Source organism: Streptomyces endophyticus (genome assembly GCF_035798155.1).
GTDB classification, from domain to species: domain Bacteria; phylum Actinomycetota; class Actinomycetes; order Streptomycetales; family Streptomycetaceae; genus Streptomyces; species Streptomyces endophyticus.
On record NZ_JAOZYC010000164.1, the window covers coordinates 1 to 20,016 of the forward strand.

Annotated in this window: 19 protein-coding genes; 9 read left to right on the plus strand and 10 right to left on the minus strand. The window is 72.7% G+C overall.

All coding sequences use genetic code 11. The features are described 5' to 3' along the window. Positions 1 to 262: 262 nt before the first annotated feature. Complete coding sequence (locus OKJ99_RS32830; RefSeq protein ID WP_326022007.1) at positions 263 to 1,561, plus strand: DUF6986 family protein; 1,299 nt, start codon at positions 263 to 265, stop codon at positions 1,559 to 1,561. Between the two features lie 100 nt (positions 1,562 to 1,661). On the opposite strand, the gene OKJ99_RS32835 is transcribed toward OKJ99_RS32830, so the two are convergent. Next, positions 1,662 to 2,702, minus strand: coding sequence for a LacI family DNA-binding transcriptional regulator (locus OKJ99_RS32835; protein WP_407700813.1), 1,041 nt, complete (start codon positions 2,700 to 2,702; stop codon positions 1,662 to 1,664). Positions 2,703 to 2,852: 150 nt separating this feature from the next. On the opposite strand from OKJ99_RS32835, the gene OKJ99_RS32840 reads away from it, so the two are divergent. Then, positions 2,853 to 3,815, plus strand: coding sequence for an ROK family protein (locus tag OKJ99_RS32840; protein ID WP_326021698.1), 963 nt, complete (start codon positions 2,853 to 2,855; stop codon positions 3,813 to 3,815). Positions 3,816 to 3,853: 38 nt separating this feature from the next. On the opposite strand, the gene OKJ99_RS32845 is transcribed toward OKJ99_RS32840, so the two are convergent. After that, positions 3,854 to 4,270 carry an anti-sigma factor antagonist gene (locus tag OKJ99_RS32845; protein ID WP_326021699.1) on the minus strand — a complete coding sequence of 139 codons (417 nt, stop codon included), beginning with the start codon at positions 4,268 to 4,270 and terminating at the stop codon, positions 3,854 to 3,856. A gap of 644 nt (positions 4,271 to 4,914) precedes the next feature. Here OKJ99_RS32845 and OKJ99_RS32850 point away from each other — a divergent pair. Then, a complete protein-coding gene (locus OKJ99_RS32850) occupies positions 4,915 to 5,910 on the plus strand; it encodes an NUDIX domain-containing protein (protein WP_326021700.1) in 996 nt (331 codons plus the stop codon). On the opposite strand, the gene OKJ99_RS32855 is transcribed toward OKJ99_RS32850, so the two are convergent. After that, a complete protein-coding gene (locus OKJ99_RS32855) occupies positions 5,880 to 6,644 on the minus strand; it encodes an MBL fold metallo-hydrolase (RefSeq protein WP_326021701.1) in 765 nt (254 codons plus the stop codon). The two genes, OKJ99_RS32850 and OKJ99_RS32855, sit on opposite strands and share 31 nt — an antisense overlap. A 72-nt stretch (positions 6,645 to 6,716) precedes the next feature. Continuing rightward, on the minus strand, positions 6,717 to 8,078 hold the full coding sequence (locus OKJ99_RS32860; protein ID WP_326021702.1) for a dipeptidase: 1,362 nt from the start codon (positions 8,076 to 8,078) through the stop codon (positions 6,717 to 6,719). 83 nt (positions 8,079 to 8,161) lie between these two features. On the opposite strand from OKJ99_RS32860, the gene OKJ99_RS32865 reads away from it, so the two are divergent. After that, positions 8,162 to 9,460 carry a geranylgeranyl reductase family protein gene (locus tag OKJ99_RS32865; protein ID WP_326021703.1) on the plus strand — a complete coding sequence of 433 codons (1,299 nt, stop codon included), beginning with the start codon at positions 8,162 to 8,164 and terminating at the stop codon, positions 9,458 to 9,460. A 3-nt stretch (positions 9,461 to 9,463) separates the two neighbouring features. On the opposite strand, the gene OKJ99_RS32870 is transcribed toward OKJ99_RS32865, so the two are convergent. After that, positions 9,464 to 9,916 carry a nitroreductase family deazaflavin-dependent oxidoreductase gene (locus OKJ99_RS32870; RefSeq protein ID WP_326021705.1) on the minus strand — a complete coding sequence of 151 codons (453 nt, stop codon included), beginning with the start codon at positions 9,914 to 9,916 and terminating at the stop codon, positions 9,464 to 9,466. Positions 9,917 to 10,061: 145 nt separating this feature from the next. On the opposite strand from OKJ99_RS32870, the gene OKJ99_RS32875 reads away from it, so the two are divergent. From OKJ99_RS32875 to OKJ99_RS32885, 3 genes are all read left to right on the plus strand, one after another. Continuing rightward, positions 10,062 to 10,787, plus strand: coding sequence for a TetR/AcrR family transcriptional regulator (locus tag OKJ99_RS32875; RefSeq protein ID WP_326021707.1), 726 nt, complete (start codon positions 10,062 to 10,064; stop codon positions 10,785 to 10,787). 77 nt (positions 10,788 to 10,864) lie between these two features. After that, positions 10,865 to 12,112, plus strand: coding sequence for a sensor histidine kinase (locus OKJ99_RS32880; protein ID WP_326021708.1), 1,248 nt, complete (start codon positions 10,865 to 10,867; stop codon positions 12,110 to 12,112). After that, on the plus strand, positions 12,109 to 12,774 hold the full coding sequence (locus OKJ99_RS32885) for a response regulator transcription factor (protein WP_326021709.1): 666 nt from the start codon (positions 12,109 to 12,111) through the stop codon (positions 12,772 to 12,774). Before OKJ99_RS32880 ends, OKJ99_RS32885 begins: the two co-directional genes overlap by 4 nt. Positions 12,775 to 12,796: 22 nt before the next feature. Here the strand turns inward: OKJ99_RS32885 and OKJ99_RS32890 are convergent, their stop codons facing one another. The 3 genes from OKJ99_RS32890 to OKJ99_RS32900 all read right to left on the minus strand — a co-directional run bounded on the left by OKJ99_RS32890 (position 12,797) and on the right by OKJ99_RS32900 (position 15,696). Continuing rightward, positions 12,797 to 13,543 (minus strand): maleylpyruvate isomerase family mycothiol-dependent enzyme, encoded by a 747-nt coding sequence (locus OKJ99_RS32890; RefSeq protein WP_326021710.1) that lies wholly within the window; start codon positions 13,541 to 13,543, stop codon positions 12,797 to 12,799. 69 nt (positions 13,544 to 13,612) lie between these two features. Continuing rightward, positions 13,613 to 14,854: an MFS transporter gene (locus tag OKJ99_RS32895; RefSeq protein WP_407700814.1), complete on the minus strand. Its 1,242-nt coding sequence runs from the start codon at positions 14,852 to 14,854 to the stop codon at positions 13,613 to 13,615. A gap of 62 nt (positions 14,855 to 14,916) precedes the next feature. Continuing rightward, positions 14,917 to 15,696: a DeoR/GlpR family DNA-binding transcription regulator gene (locus OKJ99_RS32900; RefSeq protein WP_326021711.1), complete on the minus strand. Its 780-nt coding sequence runs from the start codon at positions 15,694 to 15,696 to the stop codon at positions 14,917 to 14,919. A 157-nt stretch (positions 15,697 to 15,853) separates the two neighbouring features. Between OKJ99_RS32900 and OKJ99_RS32905 the strand changes: the two genes are divergently transcribed. Further along, a complete protein-coding gene (locus OKJ99_RS32905; RefSeq protein WP_326021712.1) occupies positions 15,854 to 16,756 on the plus strand; it encodes an SIS domain-containing protein in 903 nt (300 codons plus the stop codon). A 34-nt stretch (positions 16,757 to 16,790) separates the two neighbouring features. Further along, the gene (locus tag OKJ99_RS32910) at positions 16,791 to 17,642 is read left to right on the plus strand and encodes a class II fructose-bisphosphate aldolase (protein WP_326021713.1); all 852 of its coding nucleotides are present in this window, start codon (positions 16,791 to 16,793) and stop codon (positions 17,640 to 17,642) included. Between the two features lie 10 nt (positions 17,643 to 17,652). Here the strand turns inward: OKJ99_RS32910 and OKJ99_RS32915 are convergent, their stop codons facing one another. Further along, on the minus strand, positions 17,653 to 18,321 hold the full coding sequence (locus tag OKJ99_RS32915; RefSeq protein WP_326021715.1) for a TetR/AcrR family transcriptional regulator: 669 nt from the start codon (positions 18,319 to 18,321) through the stop codon (positions 17,653 to 17,655). 190 nt (positions 18,322 to 18,511) lie between these two features. Continuing rightward, positions 18,512 to 20,014, minus strand: a complete 1,503-nt coding sequence (locus OKJ99_RS32920) for a class I adenylate-forming enzyme family protein (RefSeq protein ID WP_326021717.1) — start codon at positions 20,012 to 20,014, stop codon at positions 18,512 to 18,514. Positions 20,015 to 20,016 lie beyond the last annotated feature (2 nt).

A 20,016-nucleotide genomic window follows, 5' to 3' on the forward strand; every position in this document is an offset into this window, starting at 1 on the left:
CTCGTCGACTACGGCGTCGTCGGCGACCTCTTCGACGTCGTCCCCGCCCTGACCGAAGAGGTCAAGACCCGCAAGGGCTGAGACAGTTCCGATGTCGACGGGGCCGCGTGGTGTTCGCACCGCGCGGCCCCGTCCGCGTGCCGGGACGACCTGCGGGACGACGAAAATGGCCCATTGACGCCGATCACGCCGACGGTTAACTTCGCTATACGGATTGTTGATTCCGTGAAGTGGAAACATCGAGCATATGGAGAGTGCACGAATGGGTCAGCAGGAGAAGGTGTCGACGAGCCTCGCAGGCGCGGTCAGCGAGGGCATCAGCGCCTCACTCACCCCGGTCGACGCGGAGCTCGCCCGCCGCTACCCGGGAGACCCCGGCACCCGTCAGCCCGTCCACACGGTCTACGTCCCCGGTGATGCCTTCAACGCCGAGACCATTCGCACCTGGGGCGACAAGGCGCTCGCGCAGCTCGACGAGCACGCCCCGGACGCCGCCTCCTTCGCCGCCGTCCTCGGCCTGAGCGAGGAGCTCGCCGAACCGGTCTACACCCGCGTACGCGCGAAGCTGGAGCGCGAGCCGGTGGAGGACCTGCGGGTCGACTTCGAGGACGGCTACCGGCCCGCCTCCGACGCCGACGAGGACGAGACCGCCGCCCGCGCCGCCCGCGTCATCGCCGAGGCGTACGCCAACGGGACCGCCGCCCCGTACATGGGCATCCGCATGAAGTGCATGGAGGAGGCGGTCCGCGACCGCGCCATCCGCACCCTCGACATCTTCCTCACCGGCCTCATGGAGCACGGCGGGCTGCCCGAGGGCCTCGTGCTCACCCTCCCGAAGGTGACGTACCCGGAGCAGGTCACCGCCATGGTGCGGCTCCTGGAGGCGTTCGAGAAGCAGCACGGTCTTGAGGCAGGCCGGATCGGCTTCGAGATCCAGATCGAGACCAGCCAGTCCATCCTCGGCAGCGACGGCACCGCCACGGTGGCCCGCATGATCGAGGCGGCGGAGGGCCGCGCGACCGGCCTCCACTACGGCACCTTCGACTACAGCGCCTGCCTCGGCGTCTCCGCCGCGTACCAGGCCAGCGACCACCCGGCCGCCGACTACGCGAAGGCGGTCATGCAGGTCGCCGCCGCCGGCACCGGGGTCCGCGTCTCGGACGGCTCGACGAACGTGCTGCCCGTCGGTTCCACCGCCAAGGTCCACGACGCCTGGCGCCTGCACTTCGGCCTCACCCGGCGCGCCCTCGCCCGCGCCTACTACCAGGGCTGGGACATGCACCCGGGCCACATCCCGACGCGCTACGCCGCCGTCTTCGCCTTCTACCGCGAGGGCTTCGAGGCCGCCGCCGCGCGCCTGTCCGCCTACGCGAGCCAGGCCGAGGGCGACATCGCCGACGAGCCCGCCACCGCGAAGGCCCTCGCCGGCTACCTGCTGCGCGGCCTCGACTGCGGCGCGCTCGACGTCGCCGAGGTCGCCCGCCGCTCCGGCCTCACCCGCGCCGACCTGGAGGGTTACTCGGCCCCGCGCCGCGGTGACCTGACCGCCACGGCCGAGTAGGGCGCCACGGTTCGTCGCTGCCCTTCCCCGGGGACGGCCGGGGGAGGGCAGCGGTGCGTTCGCGTCCGCGGCGGGAACCGGACCCCGCCGCTCAAACGCCTCAGGGGCTCGAAGGCGGGATCTCCCCCGAGCCGCGCTGGATCAGGCGGGTCGTCAGCTCTATCCGCTCGGGTGGCAGCGCCGCCCCGTCCAGTTGCAGGAAGAGGCGGTCCGCCGCCGTGCGGCCCAGCTGTGCCGCGTCCTGGGACACCACCGTCACGCCCGGCTTCAGCAGGTCGCCCAGCTCGATGTCGTCGAAGCCCACGAGGGCGACGGGCCGCTCCCGTTCGGCCAGGACGCGGATCACGGTGACGGTCACGCGGTTGTTGCCCGAGAAGATCGCCGTGACCGGATCGGGGCCCGTGAGCATGTCCTCGGCCGCGCGCCGCACCCGCTCGGGTTCGGTGGCACCGAGCGACACCCACCGGTCGTCGACGGCGAGCCCGGCGTCCTCCATGGCCGCCCGGTACCCGCGCACGCGCTCGACCGCCGTGTGGATGCGGGGTTGGTCGCCGATGAAGCCGATGCGGCGGTGGCCCTGGGCGATCAGGTGGGCGACGCCGCCGCGCGCGCCGCCGAAGTTGTCGGACAGCACCACGTCCGCGTCGATCTTCCCGGCGGGCCGGTCCACGAAGACGGTCGCGACACCGGCCGCGATCTCCGGCTCCAGGTACTGGTGGTCGACGCCCGCGGGGATCACGACGAGCCCGTCCACGCGCCGCGCGCACAGCGCGAGCACCAACTCCTGCTCCCGCTCCGGGTCCTCGGCGCTCGACCCGTTGATCAGCAGCGCCCCGTGCGCCCGCGCGACCTCCTCCACGGCGCGGCTGAGCGGTCCGTAGAACGGGTCGGCCAGATCCTCCAGGACGAGCCCGATGCTCGCCGTACGTCCCTTGCGCAGGACGCGTGCACTGTCATTGCGCCGGAAGCCGAGCGCGGCGATCGCCTCCTGTACGCGGCGCTCGGTGTCCTCGGTGACACCCGGCTCCGCGTTGACGACGCGGGAGACCGTCTTCAGGCCGACCCCGGCCCGCGCGGCGACGTCCTTCATGGTCGGTCGGTTGCCGTAGCGGTTCTCGGTACGGCGGGCGGTACGGTCCACTGTGCGCTGTCCTGTCCTGTCGTCCCGGCGTGTGGCGTCGAGCATAGGGCCTGGACAACGTTGTCAGATGCGGGAGAGACTGTCCATCACTGATCGGTTGCCGACTCGCAGCCGCCCATCCGACCTGCCGTTCCGGGGGAACTGACACTGATGCACATGGACCTCGTCGCCGCGCTCGACATCGGCGGCACCAAGATCGCCGGTGCCCTTGTGGACGACCGGGGCCGCCTCCTTCTGCGGGCGCAGCGACCGACCCTCGCGCAGGAGGACGGCGAGACGGTGATGGGCGCCGTGGAGGAGGTGCTCGGTGAGCTGACGGCCTCCGCGCCGTGGCCCCGGGTGCGCGCCGTGGGTATCGGCAGCGCCGGGCCCGTGGATCGTTCGCGGGGCACGGTCAGTCCGGTCAACGTGCCGGGCTGGCGCGGGTTTCCGCTGGTCGACCGGGTGCGCGCGGTGACCGGCGAGCTGCCCGTCGAACTGATCGGCGACGGCGTGGCGATCACGGCCGCCGAGCACTGGCAGGGCGCGGCCCAGGGCCACGACAACGCGCTGGGCATGGTCGTGTCGACCGGTGTCGGCGGCGGCCTGATCCTGGGCGGCGAGCTGCACCCGGGGCCGACGGGCAACGCCGGGCACATCGGCCACATCAGCGTCGACCTCGACGGCGACCCCTGCCCGTGCGGCGCGCGCGGCTGCGTCGAGCGCATCGCCAGCGGCCCCAACATCGCCCGCCGCGCCCTCGCGGAGGGCTGGCGGCCGGGGGCCGACGGCGACGCCACCGCCGCCGCGGTGGCCCGTGCGGCCCGCGCCGGTGACCCGGTGGCGATCGCCTCCTTCGAGCGCGCGGCGCAGGCGCTCGCGGCCGGCATCGCGGCGACGGCGACGCTCGTCGAGATCGACATCGCGGTGATCGGCGGTGGCGTGGCGAAGGCGGGCGACGTCCTGTTCACGCCCCTGCGTCGCGCGCTGCGGGACTACGCCACGCTGTCCTTCGTGCAGGGGCTCACGGTGGCCCCGGCGTCGATGGGCACGGACGCCGGGCTCGTGGGCGCGGCGGCAGCGGCGCTGCGCGTGGGTCCGGGCGTGAACGGGGTGCGCCGGCAGGCGGTTTGAGGTGCCGGTGGGCCTGCCGCGGTGCGACCCTTCGGCGGTTACCGGTCCCGGCGCACCGCCTCGCCCACCGTCCAGGCCGGCGCCAGCAGCCCGGTCAGGCCGCCCAGTGCGATGAGGCGGAGGGTGAGGCGGTGGCGGCAGACCACGGTCACGCGGCCGTCGTGCTGGGCGGCCCTGTGTGCGGCGCGCTCCAGGAGTCTGAGGCCAGAGCAGTCGAAGAACGTGGTGCCGGTCAGGTCGACGACCATCACGCGGTAGGGCCCCGCGGCCACCGAGTTGAGGAGCGGGGACATCCGGTGGAACGTCAGGATGTCGACCTCGCCGGAGAGTTCGACCACGACGCAGTCCCCGACGATGCGCAGGCGGGGCGCGGGGGTGTCGTCCTCGGGCGCGGACGTGATGTCGATGGCTCCGAAAACGCCGAAAGCGCAGTCCTGTTGTCCGGTCTGTAGCATCTGGCCCCCCGGGTCACGAGCCCGGCCGGATTCGAATCTGACGCCGGGCGGGCGGAACGAGGTCACCGGGGTCCGGGGTGCCTGGGCGATCACGCTAGCCGGAGGGTTCCCTCGCCGTGGTGGCGTAACGATTCCCAAGCGGCTTACATCACTTGAAGGGGTGAATATCCCCGAAATCGCTTGACGTCCAGTGCTGTTCCACTATGGACGCTACCTGTGTGTTCGCTTCACACCCCGTGTGAACTCCGCACCGTCACCGGACGCGCACACACGGTGTCGCCCATCGCCGGGGCGCGCTTGACTGGCTCGAAGAACGCGCGGGAGGTCATGATCGGGGCCGTTCGTCGACCGTCGGGCAGCGGTGGGCGTCATACGGCCCTCGGGTCTCCCGCGTGCGTCTCCGGGGTTCCCCCCGATTCCCGGAGCGCGCGGGCGGTGTCATGGCGTGCGACCGCCTGGTACGGAAAGCCCGCTTGCCGCGACTTCCCTGGGCGGTGGGCGGGCTCTCCGTACGGCGGGCCCCGGAGCGGACCCGGGCGGGCCGTGGGGTCGCTGGCATATACATCGACCCCCTCATCAGCGGCTGGTTTCCGTGGCAGGGTGTTGCGGGCAAGCCACAGGGGGCCGATGAATGAGGGGGAACCGTGATCGTCTGGATCAACGGGGCGTCCCGCGCGGGGAAGACCACCGCGGCGCGGGAGTTGATCGACCTGATCCCCGACTGCACACTCTTCGAGCCCGAGGCGATCGACGGCGAGCTGGAGCGGCTGCTGCCCGCGAAGCGGCTCGCCGAGGTGAGCGCCTATCAGGACCTGCCGATCTGGCGGCGCCTCGTCGTCGACACCGCCGCGGCGCTCCTCGCCGAACTCGGGGGCGTGCTGGTGGTGCCGATGGGGCTGCTGCGCCAGGAGTATCGCGACGAGGTCTTCGGTGGGCTCGCGGCCCGGCGGATTCCTGTGTGCCATGTGCTTCTTGCTCCTGGGGAAACGATCCTGCGCGCCCGTGACCCCGCGGGTGAGGCCCCCGCCGACATCGAGCCATACCGGGCCGCGCTCGCCGGCTGGCTCGCCGCCGACGCCTACCCCGTCGACACCGGCGTCCTGTCCCCGTACGAGACCGCCGTCCGGATCGCCGCCGCCCTGCGCACCGGGGACGCGCCGTCCTGCGACATCGTGCAGACACCCGAGCCGACCGCCGAGACGGTCGCCGCGGGAGTGCTGCTCTTCGACGACGAGGACCGGGTGCTGCTCGTCGACCCCACGTACAAGCCGGGCTGGGAGTTTCCCGGCGGTGTCGTCGAGGCGGGCGAGGCGCCCGCGCGCGCGGGAGTGCGCGAGGTGGCGGAGGAGACCGGGATACAACTCGACGACGTGCCGCGGCTGTTGGTCGTCGACTGGGAGGCGCCCGTGCCGCCCGCCTACGGCGGCCTGCGCCTCCTCTTCGACGGCGGCCGGCTCTCGGGCTCGCGGGCGAGCGAAGTGCTGCTGCCGGGACCGGAGTTGCGCGCATGGCGCTTCGTGACGGAGAGCGAGGCGTCCGTACTGCTCCCGCCCGTACGCTTCGAGCGGCTGCGCTGGGCCCTCAGGGCGCGCGAACGCGGCGCCGCCCACTACCTGGAGGCCGGAGTGCCGGTGGGGTGAGCCTGCGCCACCGCCGCCCGCAGTGCCGCGCCCGCCCCGCCGACCACCGGGTCGCCGTGCCCGAAGCAGGCCACCTCGCTGTCGAGTGCGGCGAGCCGCCGGTAGGAGGCGATCGCCCGCTCCTTGTCCAGGTTGAACACGCCGAGCATCACCTGGCCGTCCAGCGGTGATGCCGCGATCGCGTCGCCGGTGAACAGCACGCCGTGGTGCGGGAGGTGGATCGCGAGGGACCCCTCGGTGTGCCCCGGCGCCGCGACCACGTGCGCCCCGTCGCCGAAGTCGAGCACGTCACCGTCGTCCAACTCCCTTACGCAGTAAGGGAGCACAGGGTCGGCGGGAGGTGGCGGGAGCAGCGATTTGGCCTGCGCGTGGATCGGGCGTTCCCAGTCCTCGTGGACCGGCTCGGGACCCGTCGCCTCGCCACGCACATACGGGGCGTCGAGCCGGTGCGCCAGCACCTCGGCCCCGCTCAGCCGCGCGAACTCCCCGGCCCCGCCCGCGTGATCTTCGTGGAAGTGCGTGAGCACGATCCGCCGTACGTCGCCGGGTTCGTGCCCCCATGCGCGTACGGCCTCGGCGATGGGGTGTGCGGCGCCGACCGCGCCCGCGTCGATGAGCGTCAACTCGGCGCCGTCGCGCCAGAGATACGCCTGGCCGACGGCGAACCGCAGCAGTCGGAGCCGGGGAGTGACGTCGATGGTCTCGGTGATCGGGTACGTGTCGGAGGCAGCCATGCCGCGACCGTACGAGCCCCGTGCCCCGAGCCGCGTACGACTTGGCTCAGGGCAGAGACGGGTGGCGCGAGGTCAGTTGGCGGCCGCGTACTTCCGCAGGAACAGGGCCTCCGCCACCGAGAGGCGCTCCAGTTCCTCGGGGGACACCGACTCGTTGACCGCGTGGATCCGGGCCTCCGGCTCGCTCAGGCCGATGAGGAGGATCTCCGCCTCCGGGTAGAGCGAGGCGAGCGTGTTGCACAGCGGGATCGAGCCGCCCTGGCCCGCGTACTGCATCTCCTGGCCGTCGTACGCCTGCCGCATGGCGTCGGCCATCGCGGCGTACGCGGGGCTCGCGGTGTTCGCGCGGAACGGCTGGCCCTGGCCGACCTGTTCGACCTGTACCCGGGCGCCCCACGGGGTGTGCGCCTCGATGTGCGCCATGAGGAGCTTCGTGGCCTCGGAGGCGTCGGTGCCCGGCGGGACGCGCAGGCTGATCAGCGCGCGGGCGCCCGCCTGCACGGACGGCGTCGCGCCGACGACCGGCGGGCTGTCGATGCCGAGGACGGTGACGGCGGGGCGCGCCCAGATGCGGTCCGCGATCGTGCCGGAGCCGATCAGGCCGACCCCTTCGAGCACCTTCGCGTCCCCCCGGAACGCCTCCTCGTCGTACTGCAGGCCGTCCCAGGACTCGGCGGAGTCCAGGCCGTCGATCGTCGTCGAGCCGTCCTCGGCGCGCAGCGAGTCCAGGACGCGGACCAGGGCGGCCAGCGCGTCCGGGGCGGCGCCGCCGAACTGGCCCGAGTGCAGGTTGCCTTCGAGGGTGTCGACCTGGACGCGGACCAGCGTCATGCCGCGCAGGGTCGCCGTCGCGGTGGGCAGGCCGACGCGGAAGTTGCCCGCGTCGCCGATGACGATCGTGTCGGCGGTGAGCAGTTCGGGGTGCTGCTCAGCGTAGCGCTCCAGGCCGCCCGTGCCCTGTTCCTCCGAACCCTCGGCGATCACCTTGACGTTGACCGGGACCCCGCCGTTCGCCTTCAGCGCGCGGATCGCCAGCAGGTGCAGGAGCACGCCGCCCTTGCAGTCGGCCGAGCCGCGCCCGTACCAGCGGCCGTCCGCGCGCTCCGTCAGCTCGAAGGGGGGCGTCACCCACGCCGCTTCGTCCAGCGTCGGCTGCACGTCGTAGTGCGCGTACAGCAGCACCGTGGGCGCGCCCGCGGGGCCGGGCAGGAATCCGTACACCGACTGCGTGCCGTCCGGGGTGTCGAGCAGCGCGACGTCCTGGAATCCCTCGGTGCGCAGTGCGTCGGCGACCCAGTTGGCGGCGCCCTCGCTCTCGCTCTTCGGGTACTGCTCGAAGTCCGCCACCGACTTGAAGGCGACCAGTTCGGTCAGCTCCGCCTTGGCCCTCGGCATGAGCGAGGCGACGGTCTCGGCGATCGGATGCGGCGACATGGGCACGCTCCTCGTAGGTGCGACGTTGTGCAGGGTGTGCGGAAGATCCTCCCACAGGGGGCTGACGCACTGCCCGCCGTAGGATGCCTGGGACAGGTGCGGCAGGCATTCCAAGATGGCCGAAACGGGAGCAGCAGACCATCGTGAGCAGCGAGAATCCGGCGACGGACGGCACGGACGGCAACGAGACGGGCGACGACGGGCCCTCCGGGAGTGTGTGGGACGTCGTCGTCGTGGGCGCGGGACCGGCCGGGGCCTCCGCCGCGTACGCGGCCGCGAGCGCGGGGCGTCGGGTGCTGCTCCTGGAGAAGGCCGAACTGCCCCGCTACAAGACGTGCGGCGGCGGCATCATCGGCCCTTCGCGGGACGCGCTGCCGCCCGGCTTCGCGCTGCCGTTCAAGGACCGGATCAACGCGGTGACGTTCTCCTTGAACGGCAGGTACACCCGCACCAGGCGCTCCAAGACGATGCTGTTCGGGCTCATCAACCGGCCCGAGTTCGACGCCCAGCTCGTCGAGCACGCCCAGAAGGCGGGCGCCGAACTGCGCACCGGTGTCACGGTGACCAGCGTCGAGCAGCACGGCAGCGCCGTGCCCGACCGGCGCACCGTCGCGGTCGGGCTGCAGGACGGCGGGACGATCCTGGCGCGGGCCGTGGTCGGCGCCGACGGCAGCGCGAGCCGGATCGGGGCGCACGTCGGCGTGGAGATGGACCAGGTCGACCTGGGTCTTGAGGCGGAGATCCCCGTTCCGCGGAGCGTCGCAGAGGACTGGCAGGGGCGGGTCCTCATCGACTGGGGGCCGATTCCCGGCAGTTACGGGTGGGTGTTCCCGAAGGGCGACACGCTCACCGTGGGCGTGATCTCGGCGAAGGGCGAAGGGGCCGCCACCAAGCGCTACTTGGAGGACTTCATCGCGCGGCTCGGGCTCGCCGGCTTCGAGCCGTCGATCTCGTCCGGGCATCTGACGCGCTGCCGTGCCGACGACTCGCCGCTCTCGCGCGGCCGCGTCCTGGTGTGCGGAGACGCGGCGGGACTCCTGGAGCCGTGGACCCGGGAGGGCATCTCGTTCGCGCTGCGCTCGGGGCGGCTCGCGGGGGAGTGGGCGGTGCGCGTCGCCGAGGCGCACGACGCGGTGGACGCGCGGCGCCAGGCGCTGAACTACGCGTTCGCCGTCAAGGCCGGGCTCGGCGTCGAAATGGCCGTCGGCAAGAGCATGTTGGCGGTCTTCGAGCGCAAGCCGGGACTGCTGCACGCGGCGCTCACCTCGCTGCGCCCCGCGTGGAACGCGTTCGCGAGGATCACGCGGGGCTCGTCCTCCCTGGGCGAGCTCGTGCGTACGCATCCGATGGCGGGGCGGGCGCTGTCGCGTCTCGACCGCTGAAGGTCACTTGAACGTGATGCGGAAGACGGGGTGGTCCGGCGCGATCCGGCGCAGTTCGGCTTCGGGGGAGTCGGGCCCCACCCCGTTGAAGAACACCCCGACCTCCGCCTTCCAGCGCTTGAGGTAGGCGCGCAGCAGGGCGGGCTTGTCGTCGTCCGTGACCTCGACCGCGGTGAAGGCGTCGGCCCGCTTGCCCAGGCGCAGTTCCCCGCCGCCCGCGGCCCGCATGTTGTGGGTCCACTGGACGTGGCCGCGCGGGGCCACGAGGTACTGCGAGCCGTCCACGGTCATGAGGTTGACCGGGGTGGTGCGCCACTCGCCGCTCTTGCGGCCCCGGACGGCGAGGACACGGGATCCCCAGACACTGAGGCCTCGGCGGGTCATCCACGCCACGGCCCGGTTCATGACATTCACGGTGAACCAGCCGGGCTTCTGAACGTGTACGGACGCGGACATGAGGTCCTCCAGGAAAGTGTGAGCGGTGCTCTCGCTTGAGAGCAGTGTGTACCGGTTCGGTGATCCAAAGCAAGAGCAGTGCTCTCTTTTTTGAGCGGCGCACCGCAATGTGTGCACCGCTCCGTATCCGTGGAACACTCGAACCATGAGTACGAGCCGCAGCACACCCCCACGAACCCCAAGTGCCGCCCAAGGAGCCCGCGCCCGAGCCCGGCAGGAGGTCACCGCCGCCATCAAGGACGAGGCGCGCAGACAGCTCGCGGTCGACGGCGCGGCCAAGCTCTCGCTGCGCGCCGTGGCCCGCGAGCTCGGCATGGTCTCCTCGGCCCTGTACCGCTACTTCCCCAGCCGTGACGACCTGCTGACCGCGCTCATCATCGACGCGTACGACGCCCTCGGCGAGGCCGCCGAGCATGCCGATGTCGGCTTCGTCCGGACGTCGTCGGCCACTGAGCGCTGGAGCGCCGTGTGCGGGGCGGTGCGGGACTGGGCCCTGACGTACCCGCACGAGTACGCCCTCATCTACGGGTCCCCCGTGCCCGGATACACGGCTCCGGACAGCACGGTCCGGGCCGCCGCGCGCGTCGGGCAGCTGCTCATCGGGATCGTCCGCGACGCGCACCAGGGCGGCGGCGTGACACCGCCCCCACTCTCCGACGCGGTGCGGGCCGAGGCCGAGCGCATGGCCGCCGACCTCGCGCCGGACCTGCCGCCGGAGGTGGTGGCCGCGCTGGTCGCCTCGTGGGCGCAGCTCTTCGGGCTCGTCGGTTTCGAGCTGTTCGGCCAGTTCAACCGAGTCGTCGAGGACCGCTCGGCCTTCTTCGCCCATACCGTGTCGCGGCTCGCCAGGGACGTCGGGCTCACCGCGTAGCCGTACTCCCCGGGAAGTACGCGTGATCACCTCGCACGGCGGACGCCCGACGCCGCCCCGGCGCTTAGCGTGGCGGCATGGACGAGCAGCGCGTACGTGACGGTGGTCCGCCCCGGCAGTGGGGCGGGCCACCGTGGCTGCGTGCCCGTTGGGGGCGCGGGTCCGCCGAAGGCGACGGGCGGTGGCCGTGGCGGTCCACGCTGCTCGTCACCGCGTTCGTCCTCGTGGGGACGAACTTCGCCGCGCACGGGCAGGCGGGCGAGCGCGCGGATCTGGACGTGTTCGCGCGGCTGCTGATGCTGGCCGGGGGAGCCCTGCTGCTGTGGCGGCAGCGGCACCCCGTGCTCGTCGCGTTCGGGACGGCGGCGTGCGTGACCGTGTACCTGGGTGCCGGGTATCCGTACGGGCCGGTGTTCCTGCTCGTGGCCATCGCGTGCTTCTCCGCGATCGTGGCGGGGCGCCGGTGGGCGGCGTGGGCGGCCGCCGGGGTGCTCTGGGCGGGGCATCTGCTCATCGGGCACTGGCTGTACGCGTATCTGCCGCCGGCCGGCGACGGGCCCGCCGGCTGGGGCGAGGAGGGCATCGTCGCGGCCTGGGTGCTCGCGGTGATGGCGATCGCCGAACTGGCGCGGGTGCGGCGCGAACAGTGGGAGCACGCGCGCGTGGAGCGGGAGAAGGCGGCCAGGCGCCGCGCCGACGAGGAACGCCTGCGCATCGCCCGCGAGCTGCACGACGTGCTCGCGCACTCCATCTCCGTGATCAACGTGCAGGCGGGGGTCGGGCTCGCCCTGCTCGACACCGACCCGGAGCAGGCACGCACCGCGCTGACCACCATCAAGAGCGCGAGCAAGGAGGCGCTGGGCGAGGTGCGGCAGGTCCTCGACACCCTCCGGGCCCCCGGCGAGGCGCCCCGCGCCCCGGCGCCCGGCCTCGACCGCCTCCCGGAACTCGTCGACCAGGCGGCGGGCGCCGGGCTCACCGTCGACGTCACCACCGACGGGCCGCGGGCCGCGCTGCCGCCGGGCGCGGACCTCGCCGCGTTCCGCATCGTGCAGGAAGCGCTCACCAACGTCGTACGGCACTCGGGGTCGCGCCACGCGCGCGTACAACTGTCGTACGGGGACGGCGCGATCACGCTCACCGTCGACGACGACGGGCCCGCGACCCACGCCGACGCGGGCGGCAGCGGCAACGGGCTCGCCGGAATGCGCGAGCGCGCCGCCGCGCTCGGTGGCACGATCGAGGCGGGCCCGCGCGCCGACGGAGGCTTCCGCGTCGTCGGACGGCTCCCGCTCACCACCCCGAACCGGGAGGCATCGCCTTGATTCGCGTACTGCTCGCCGATGACCAGTCGCTCGTCCGCGCCGGGTTCAGGGCGCTGCTCGACGCGCAGAGCGACATCGAGGTCGCGGGCGAGGCGGCGGACGGCGAGGAGGCGGTGCGCCTGGTGCGCGAACTGCGCCCCGACGTCGTGCTCATGGACATCCGCATGCCGCTGCTCGACGGCCTCGCGGCGACCCGCCGGATCGGCGAGGACACGGACCTGGAGGCGGTGAAGGTGGTCATGCTCACCACCTTCGAACTCGACGAGTACGTCTTCGAGGCGATCCGCTCCGGGGCCTCCGGGTTCCTGGTCAAGGACACCGAGCCGGAGGAACTGCTGCGCGCCGTACGGGCCGTGGTGCACGGTGACGCGCTGCTTTCGCCGGGCGTCACCCGGCGCCTGATCGCCGAGTTCGCGGCGCGCTCGAAGGAGCCCGGGGGCGTGGCCCCGCTCACCGAACTGACCGAGCGGGAGCGGGAGGTGATGGCGCTCGTCGGCATCGGCCTGTCCAACGAGGAGATCGCCCGCCGCCTCGTCGTCAGCCCGCTCACCGCGAAGACCCATGTGAGCCGCACGATGGTTAAACTGGGCGCCCGCGACCGCGCCCAACTGGTCGTCCTCGCCTACGAGTCGGGTCTTGTACGGCCGGGGTGGCTGGGCTGAGACCGGCAACCCCGGCGCACTGTCAGACCCCCGAGCGCTCCCGCCAGAACGCCGCGAGCGTTCGGTCCCCGGTCACCTCGGGGAACGGCAGTCGGTTCCACAGTGCCAGGTACAAGCGCGCCGCGGGGCCGGACAGTTCGCACTCCGCCTCGCCCGGGGCGCCGCGCTCGGCGGCCGGGGGATCCTGCGTGATGCGCACCGTCCACACGGCGTCCGTGCCGGCGTCGGTGGCCCGAACGCGCAGGGTCCGGGGCACGTCCGAGCGGACCCGGCTGCGCCCCCGGGCGTGGAATCCGGTGAGCAGCTCGTCGATGCCGTCGACCGCGAACTCCGGGGTGATCGGGTCGGGTTCCCCGTGCGTGGCCCGGTTCAGGGCCGACTCCGCGTCCACGCGGTGCACCGCCGTCTCGTGCGCCTGACGGCGGGCCCAGAACGCCAGCGGCGAGGGGGCCGGGAGGAAGGCCCAGCAGTCCACATCGGGCCGTGCGTTCGTGAGAGTGTCGACAAGTCGGCGGTGGCCCTCGCGGTACCAGGCGAGCAGCTCGGCGCCGTCCAGGTCGGAGCGGTCCTCCAAGGGGCGGCGCTCCTGGAGGCCCTCCGCCACGTACGAGGTCGCCCAGCGGTGGACCGCCCCCTGGTGACGTAGAAGATCCCGCACCTGCCAGCCGGGGCACGTCGACACCTTGGCGTCGACGCCCGCCTCCTCGGCCGCCGTGGCCAGCAATTGGCCCTCGTCGTCCACGATTCGAATGTGTTCGGCAATCTGCATACGCAGAGTCTGCCGCCCGAAGTGCCCGCGTGCGCAAGTCGATTGATCACACGTCAAGTGGTCATGCGGTCACGTGGTCGCCACCCGGCGCGTGGCGAAGCCGATCGTGGCCGCGACGGCGGCCAGCAGCGCCACGCTCGTCAGCGCCGCGGACAGTGAGAACCAGTCCGCCATGAAGCCGATCGCGGGCGGGCCGAGCAGCATGCCGCCGTAGCCGAGCGTGGACGCGGCCGCGACGCCCGTGGGCCCGGCGAGCGCCCCGGCTCGTTCGATCGCGACGGGGAAGAGGTTCGCGAGGCCGATCCCGGTGATCGCGAAGCCGAGGAGTGCGAGCCACACCGTGGGCGCCAGCGAGCCGAGCAGCATGCCGAACGCGCCGGTCAGGCCGCCGGCCACCAGCGTGCGGGTCCTGCCGAGCCGTTCGAGCAGGGCCGTGCCGGTGAGCCGGCCGATCGTCATGGCGAACGCGAAGCAGGAGTAGCTGGCCGCCGCGATGCCGGGGTGGGCGTGCAGATCCTGCTCCATGTGCAGCGCGCTCCAGTCGGCAAGCGCCCCTTCGCCGTACGCCGTGCAGAGCGCGATGAGGCCGAAGACCAGGACGAGGAGGCGGGTGCGGCTGTCGATGCGGGGGCGCGTCCGGTCGCGGGTGTTGTCGGGCGAGGTCGCGTGTTCGTGCTCGTTCTCGGGCCTGCGGTCCACGGAGCCCGGCGCCGAGTGGCGCAGCAGCGTCGGGGCGGCGCACGCCGTGACGACCAGGCCGATCGCGGCGATCGCCATCAGGTGCTTGGTGGGTGTCAGGTGCGCCGCGACCAGTCCGCCGAGGCCCGAGCCGACCATGCCGCCGAGGCTGAACGCGGCGTGGAAGCTGGGCATGATCGGCCTGCCGAGGGCGCCGACCAGATCGACGGCGGCGCTGTTCATCGCCACGTTGATGCCGCCGTACGCCGCCCCGAACGCCAGCAGGACGAGGCCGAGCGTGAGGGGTGAGTGCGTGAGCGGCGGCAGGATCACGGTCAGCGGGAGCAGCACCCCGCACGCGACGGTCACCGCGTGCGAGCCGAAGCGCCGGCAAAGCCGCCCGGTCAGCATCATCGTGATGACGGCGCCGGCCGAGACGCCGAGCAGCGCGAGGCCGAGGCCGCTCGCGGACGCCCCGGTCTGCTCCTTGACGGCGGGGATGCGCACCACCCAGCCGGCGAAGACGAAGCCGTCGAGCGCGAAGAACGCGGTGATGGCCAGGCGCAGCCGGGCCAGGGACGCGGCGCGGGGGTCGTCGGCGCTGACGGACCCGAGTTTGTTTAGTAGCGGCACAAAGTCAGGTTAGAGCGGGACTCCGTGGCCGAACAAGGGGGTTGTCCGCAGATGTGTGTAGGTCACACGGTGAGCACCCGCACCCCCGCCTCCTCGAACCGCCCCAGCGTCGCCGCGTCCGCCGCCGTGTCCGTGACGAGGATGTCCACCTGTGCCACGTCGCAGATCCGCGCGAATGCCCGGTGTCCCAACTTGCTGGAGTCGGCCGCGACCACCACGCGCTCCGCCCGCTCGCACAGCATCCGGTTGATCGCCGCCTCCGCCTCGTCGTGCGCGGACGCGCCGTGCGTGACGTCGAGGCCGACGACGCCGAGCACCGCCGTGTCCAGTGTGACCTGGCCGAGCACGCCGTCGGCGAGCGGGCCGATCAACTCGTACGACTGCGGGCGCGCGACCCCGCCGGTGAGCACGATCTTGAACTGGGGCCGCACCGCGAGTTCGTTGGCGATATTGAGCGCGTTCGTGACGATCGTCAGGGCGGGCGTCCCGGAGGCGAAGTCGGGCCGGGCGGCGAGCGCCCGCGCCACCTCCGTCGTCGTCGTGCCGCCGGTGAGGCCGACCGCCTCGCCCGGGGTGAGGAGTTCGGCGACGGCCTTGGCGATGCGCTGCTTCTCGGCGGCGCCGAGCGCCGACTTGTAGCGCAGCGGGAGTTCGTAGCTGACGCCGTGCACGACGGCGCCGCCGCGGGTGCGCACCAGCATCTGCTGCTCGGCGAGCCCGTCGAAGTCGCGGCGGATGGTCGCGGCCGAGACGCCGAGCTCGCTCGCCGCGTCCTCCACATCCAGGCGCCCGCGCTCGACGAGCAGTTCCAGGAGTGACTTCCAGCGGGCGTCGCGGGACATCGGCGGCTCCAACTCCTCGTTCGGTTCGGTGGCACGACCTTAACTGGCATGCGCACTAATGCTTGATTGTGCGCGAAAGCTGGCTATATCTTGCAGGAACACGCAATCAGTGAGCGCGCCCCCAGAGGCGTGACCAACCGCGGAGTGGGGGCACGGCATGAGCAACGTCCACAAGGAAAGCCACGTCGAGAACGAACTGAACAGCCAGCCGGAGTGCTGGACGCGGGCCGCGGGGCTCGCCACCCGGCACAAGGCGGCGCTGCCCGCCGCGGGGGACCGGGTCGCCATCGTCGGCTGCGGCACCTCGTGGTTCATGGCACAGGCCGCCGCCGCGCTGCGCGAGCAGGCGGGCCACGGCGAGACCGACGCGTTCGCGGCGTCGGAGTTCCCGGCCGGCCGGTCCTACGACCACGTGATCGCGCTGACCCGGTCCGGCACCACCACCGAGGTCCTCGACCTCCTCGCCGCCCACCGGGGCAGGGCCCGCACCACGGCGATCACCGGCGACCCGGCCACCCCGATCGCGGACGCCGCGGACGACCTGGTCGTCCTCGACTTCGCCGACGAACAGTCGGTCGTCCAGACCCGCTTCGCCACCACCGCCCTCACGCTGCTCCGCGCGCACCTGGGCCTGCACCCCGAGCAGGCGGTCGCCGACGCGCGCACGGCGCTCGCGGAGCCGCTGCCCGAAGGCCTCGTGGACTGCGAGCAGTTCACCTTCCTCGGCCGCGGCTGGACGGTCGGCCTCGCGAACGAGGCGGCGCTGAAGATGCGCGAGGCGTCCCTGTCGTGGACCGAGGCGTACCCGGCGATGGAGTACCGCCACGGACCCATCAGCATCACCACCTCCGGCACCGCGACGTGGATGCTCGGCGAGGCGCCCGAGGGCCTTGCCGAGCAGGTCGCCGCGACCGGCGGGCTCTGGATCGAGGGCCGTCTCGACCCGCTGGCCGAACTGGTCCGCGCCCAGCGCCTCGCGGTCGCCGTCGCGGCGCGCAGGGAGCTGGACCCGGACCGCCCGCGCCACCTCACTCGCTCGGTGATCCTCGACGCCAACTGACCTGCCCGGTCCAGGACTTGAGAAGGGAGGGGCAGTGCCCCTCGCAGCAACAGGGACCCTCGTCGGCGCGGCGGCGGCCCGGCACGGCGCCGTGGCCGCGTTCAACGTGATCACCCTCGAACACATCGAGGCGGTCGTCGCGGGCGCCGAAGCGGCAGACGCCCCCGTCATCCTCCAGATCAGCGAGAACGCCGTCCGCTACCGCTACGGCCGCCTCCTGCCGCTGGCCCGCGCCGCGGTCGCGGCGGCCGAGGGCGCGCGCGTCGACGTGGGCCTGCACCTGGACCACGTACAGAGCGACGAGCTCCTTCGGCAGGCCGCCGACGCCGGGTTCGGTTCGGTGATGTACGACGCCGCGCGCCTGCCCTACGACGAGAACCTCGCCACGACCCGCGCCGCCGCGGACTGGGGCCATGCCAACGGGCTGTGGGTGGAGGCGGAGTTGGGCCAGGTCGGTGGCAAGGACGGGGCGGCGCCGCTGGACGCGCACGCGCCCGGCGCCCGCACCGACCCCGGCGAGGCCCGCGCCTACGTCACCGGCACGGGCGTGGACGCGCTCGCCGTCGCGGTCGGCTCCTCGCACGCCATGACCACCCGCACGGCGTCCCTCGACCACGACCTGCTGAAAAGGCTCGCCGGCGGCCTCGACGTGCCGCTGGTGCTGCACGGCTCGTCCGGCGTGCCCGACGACGAGCTGGCGGCGGCCGTCCGCGGCGGGATCGCCAAGGTCAACGTGGGCACGGCTCTGAACATCGCGATGACCACGGCCATCCGCGAGTTCCTCACCGCCCACCCGGAAGCGGTCGACTCGCGCAAGTACCTCGGGGTGGCGCGCGAGGCGATGGTGCGCACCGTCAGCGAACTCATCGGGGTGGTGCGCGGCTGAAGGGGCCGCCTCACGGCCGCCAGTAGATGGACTTGACCCAGATCGTGGCGAGCGCGTCGATGGCGCGCTCCTCGTCCGCCGCGGTCCCGCTGTCGCCGTGCTCCATCCAGATGTAGCAGGAGTGCTCCAGCATGGCCGAAAGGGCCGACGCCGTCAGTTGGGGGTCGGACCCGGGGCAGTACCCGTCCTGCTGCGCCCGCCGGATCTCGGCCGCGATCATCCCGGTGCCCTCGGCGCGGATCGCCAGCCACCGGTCGCGGAACTCCTCCTCCAGCATCGACGCCTGGAACACCCCGACGAGTTCACCGCGGTGCCTGCGGTACGTGTGCCAGAACGCGCCCACCGCCTCGCGCAGCGCCTCCTGGGGTGCGAGGCCCGCGCGGTAGGGGCGCTTCGTGAGCTCGGAGGCCTCGTGGTGGAAGTCCTCGGCGAGCGCCGCCAGCAGGTCGGCCTTGGTGTCGTAGTAGTTGTAGAACGACGCCACCGACTTGCCGGCCTCGGCCGCGATGTCGCTGATCCGGGAGTTGAGATAGCCGTCCCTGGCGAACACGGTCCGGGCCGCGGCGCGGAACGCCTCGTCCGTCTCCCGCCCCTTCCGGGTCGCCTTCGTCGCGCGCTCGGCACCCGGCCGGGCCGTGGTCGTCGCCTTGCGCGCGGGCCTGACGGTGTGTCTGCGCATGCTGCTGCCTCCCCCTCTCGCCGTCGCGATGCTATCCGGTCGGTGATCGGCGCCGACCCGCAGCGTGGGGTGCGCCCGGGGGCGCTGGTGGGGTACTTGCCCGGAAAAGTGTCGCAGTTGTACGTATAACTGCGACACTTTTCCGGGCAGGTACCGGTCTCAGCGGGCCCCGCCGACCCCGAACCCGCGGTCATGACACCCGGCGAGCGTGCCCCGCCCAGAACGGCTCCCGCAACGGCCCCTTCAGCACCTTGCCCGTGGCGTTGCGCGGGAGGTGTGCGGCGACCGTGATTCCGGTCGGCGTCTTGAAGTGGGCCAGCCGTTCCCGCGCCCAGGCGAGGAACGGCTCGGGCGCGAACCCGCCCTCCCCGTCGTCGGGAACGACCACCGCGTGCACCGTCTCGCCCCAGCGCGGATGCGGAACGCCGATGACCGCGACCTCGCGGACCGCGGGATGCGCCGCGAGCACCGCCTCAACCTCCGCCGGGTACACGTTCTCGCCGCCGGACACGATCATGTCCTTGAGCCGGTCGACGAGCGTGAGGTAGCCCTCGTCGTCGATCGCCCCGATGTCCCCGGTGCGGTAGAAGCCGTCGGCGGTGAGCACCTGGCGGGTGGCGTCCGGATCGTTCCAGTAGCCGGGGAAGGGGGCCGCCCCGCGCACCTGGACCTCGTCGTGCTCGCCGAGCCGTATCTCCCAGCCCAGGGAGGGGCGGCCCGCCGTGGCGAGGCGCCCGCGGGACACGTCGTGGTCGGCGGGCGCCAGCGAGCTGATCGGCAGCGGTCCCGTCTCGGTGCTCGCGTATGCCTGCCGGAACCGGCAGCCCAGCGTGGTGACGGCCCGCTCCAGTACCTCGGGCCGGATGGCCGACGCTCCGTACACCACCTCGACCAGGGCGGACAGGTCGGGCGGTGTCGCGCGCGAGGCCACCTCCGCCGTCACCGCGTCCACCAACGTCGGTACGAGCTGGGTGAGTTGGACACGGCGGGCGGACAGTTCGTCCACGAACCGGGACGCCACGAAGCCGTCCAGCAGATGCAGATGGCCGCCGGTGAACAGGGCGTAGCCCAGATTGACGAGCCCCGCGACATGGAACAGCGGCAGGGCGCTCAGGTGGCGGGCGCCCGGCACGGCCTCCGGCACCTCCAGGGACATGAAGGTGGCCGCCGAGGTCAGCATCTCGTGTGTGACCGGTACGAGTTTGGGCCGCCCTGTCGTGCCGCTGGTGTGCAGCAGCGCGCAGGGGGCGGAGGTCAGCATGCGTTCGTGGGGACGTACGGGGGCCGTCGACCCGGCCGGAGTGTCCAGTGCCAGCGGGAGAACTACGCCGCCGAACCCGTCCACGTCGCCCATGAGTTGGGAACCCGCCTTGTCCGCTACGACATGACGCGGCTTCATCACATCGAGCAGCACGGCCACTTCAGGTGCCGCGAGCCGCCAGTTCACCGGTGCGGGCAGCGCCCCCGCGCGGAGCAGGCCGAAGAGCGTGACCGCCCACTCGACCCTGTTGTGCGCGAGCAGCGGGACCACGTCCCCCGGCGCCACCCCGGCCGCCGCCAGGCGCGCCGCCTCGCGCTCCACCGCGTCCGCCAGCTCCGCGTAACCGAGTTCACGGCCCCGGTCGTCGCTGAGCGCGACCCGGTCGGCGTCGTGCGCGGCGCGCCAGTCCAGTACGTGCTGCCAGGCCGGCACCG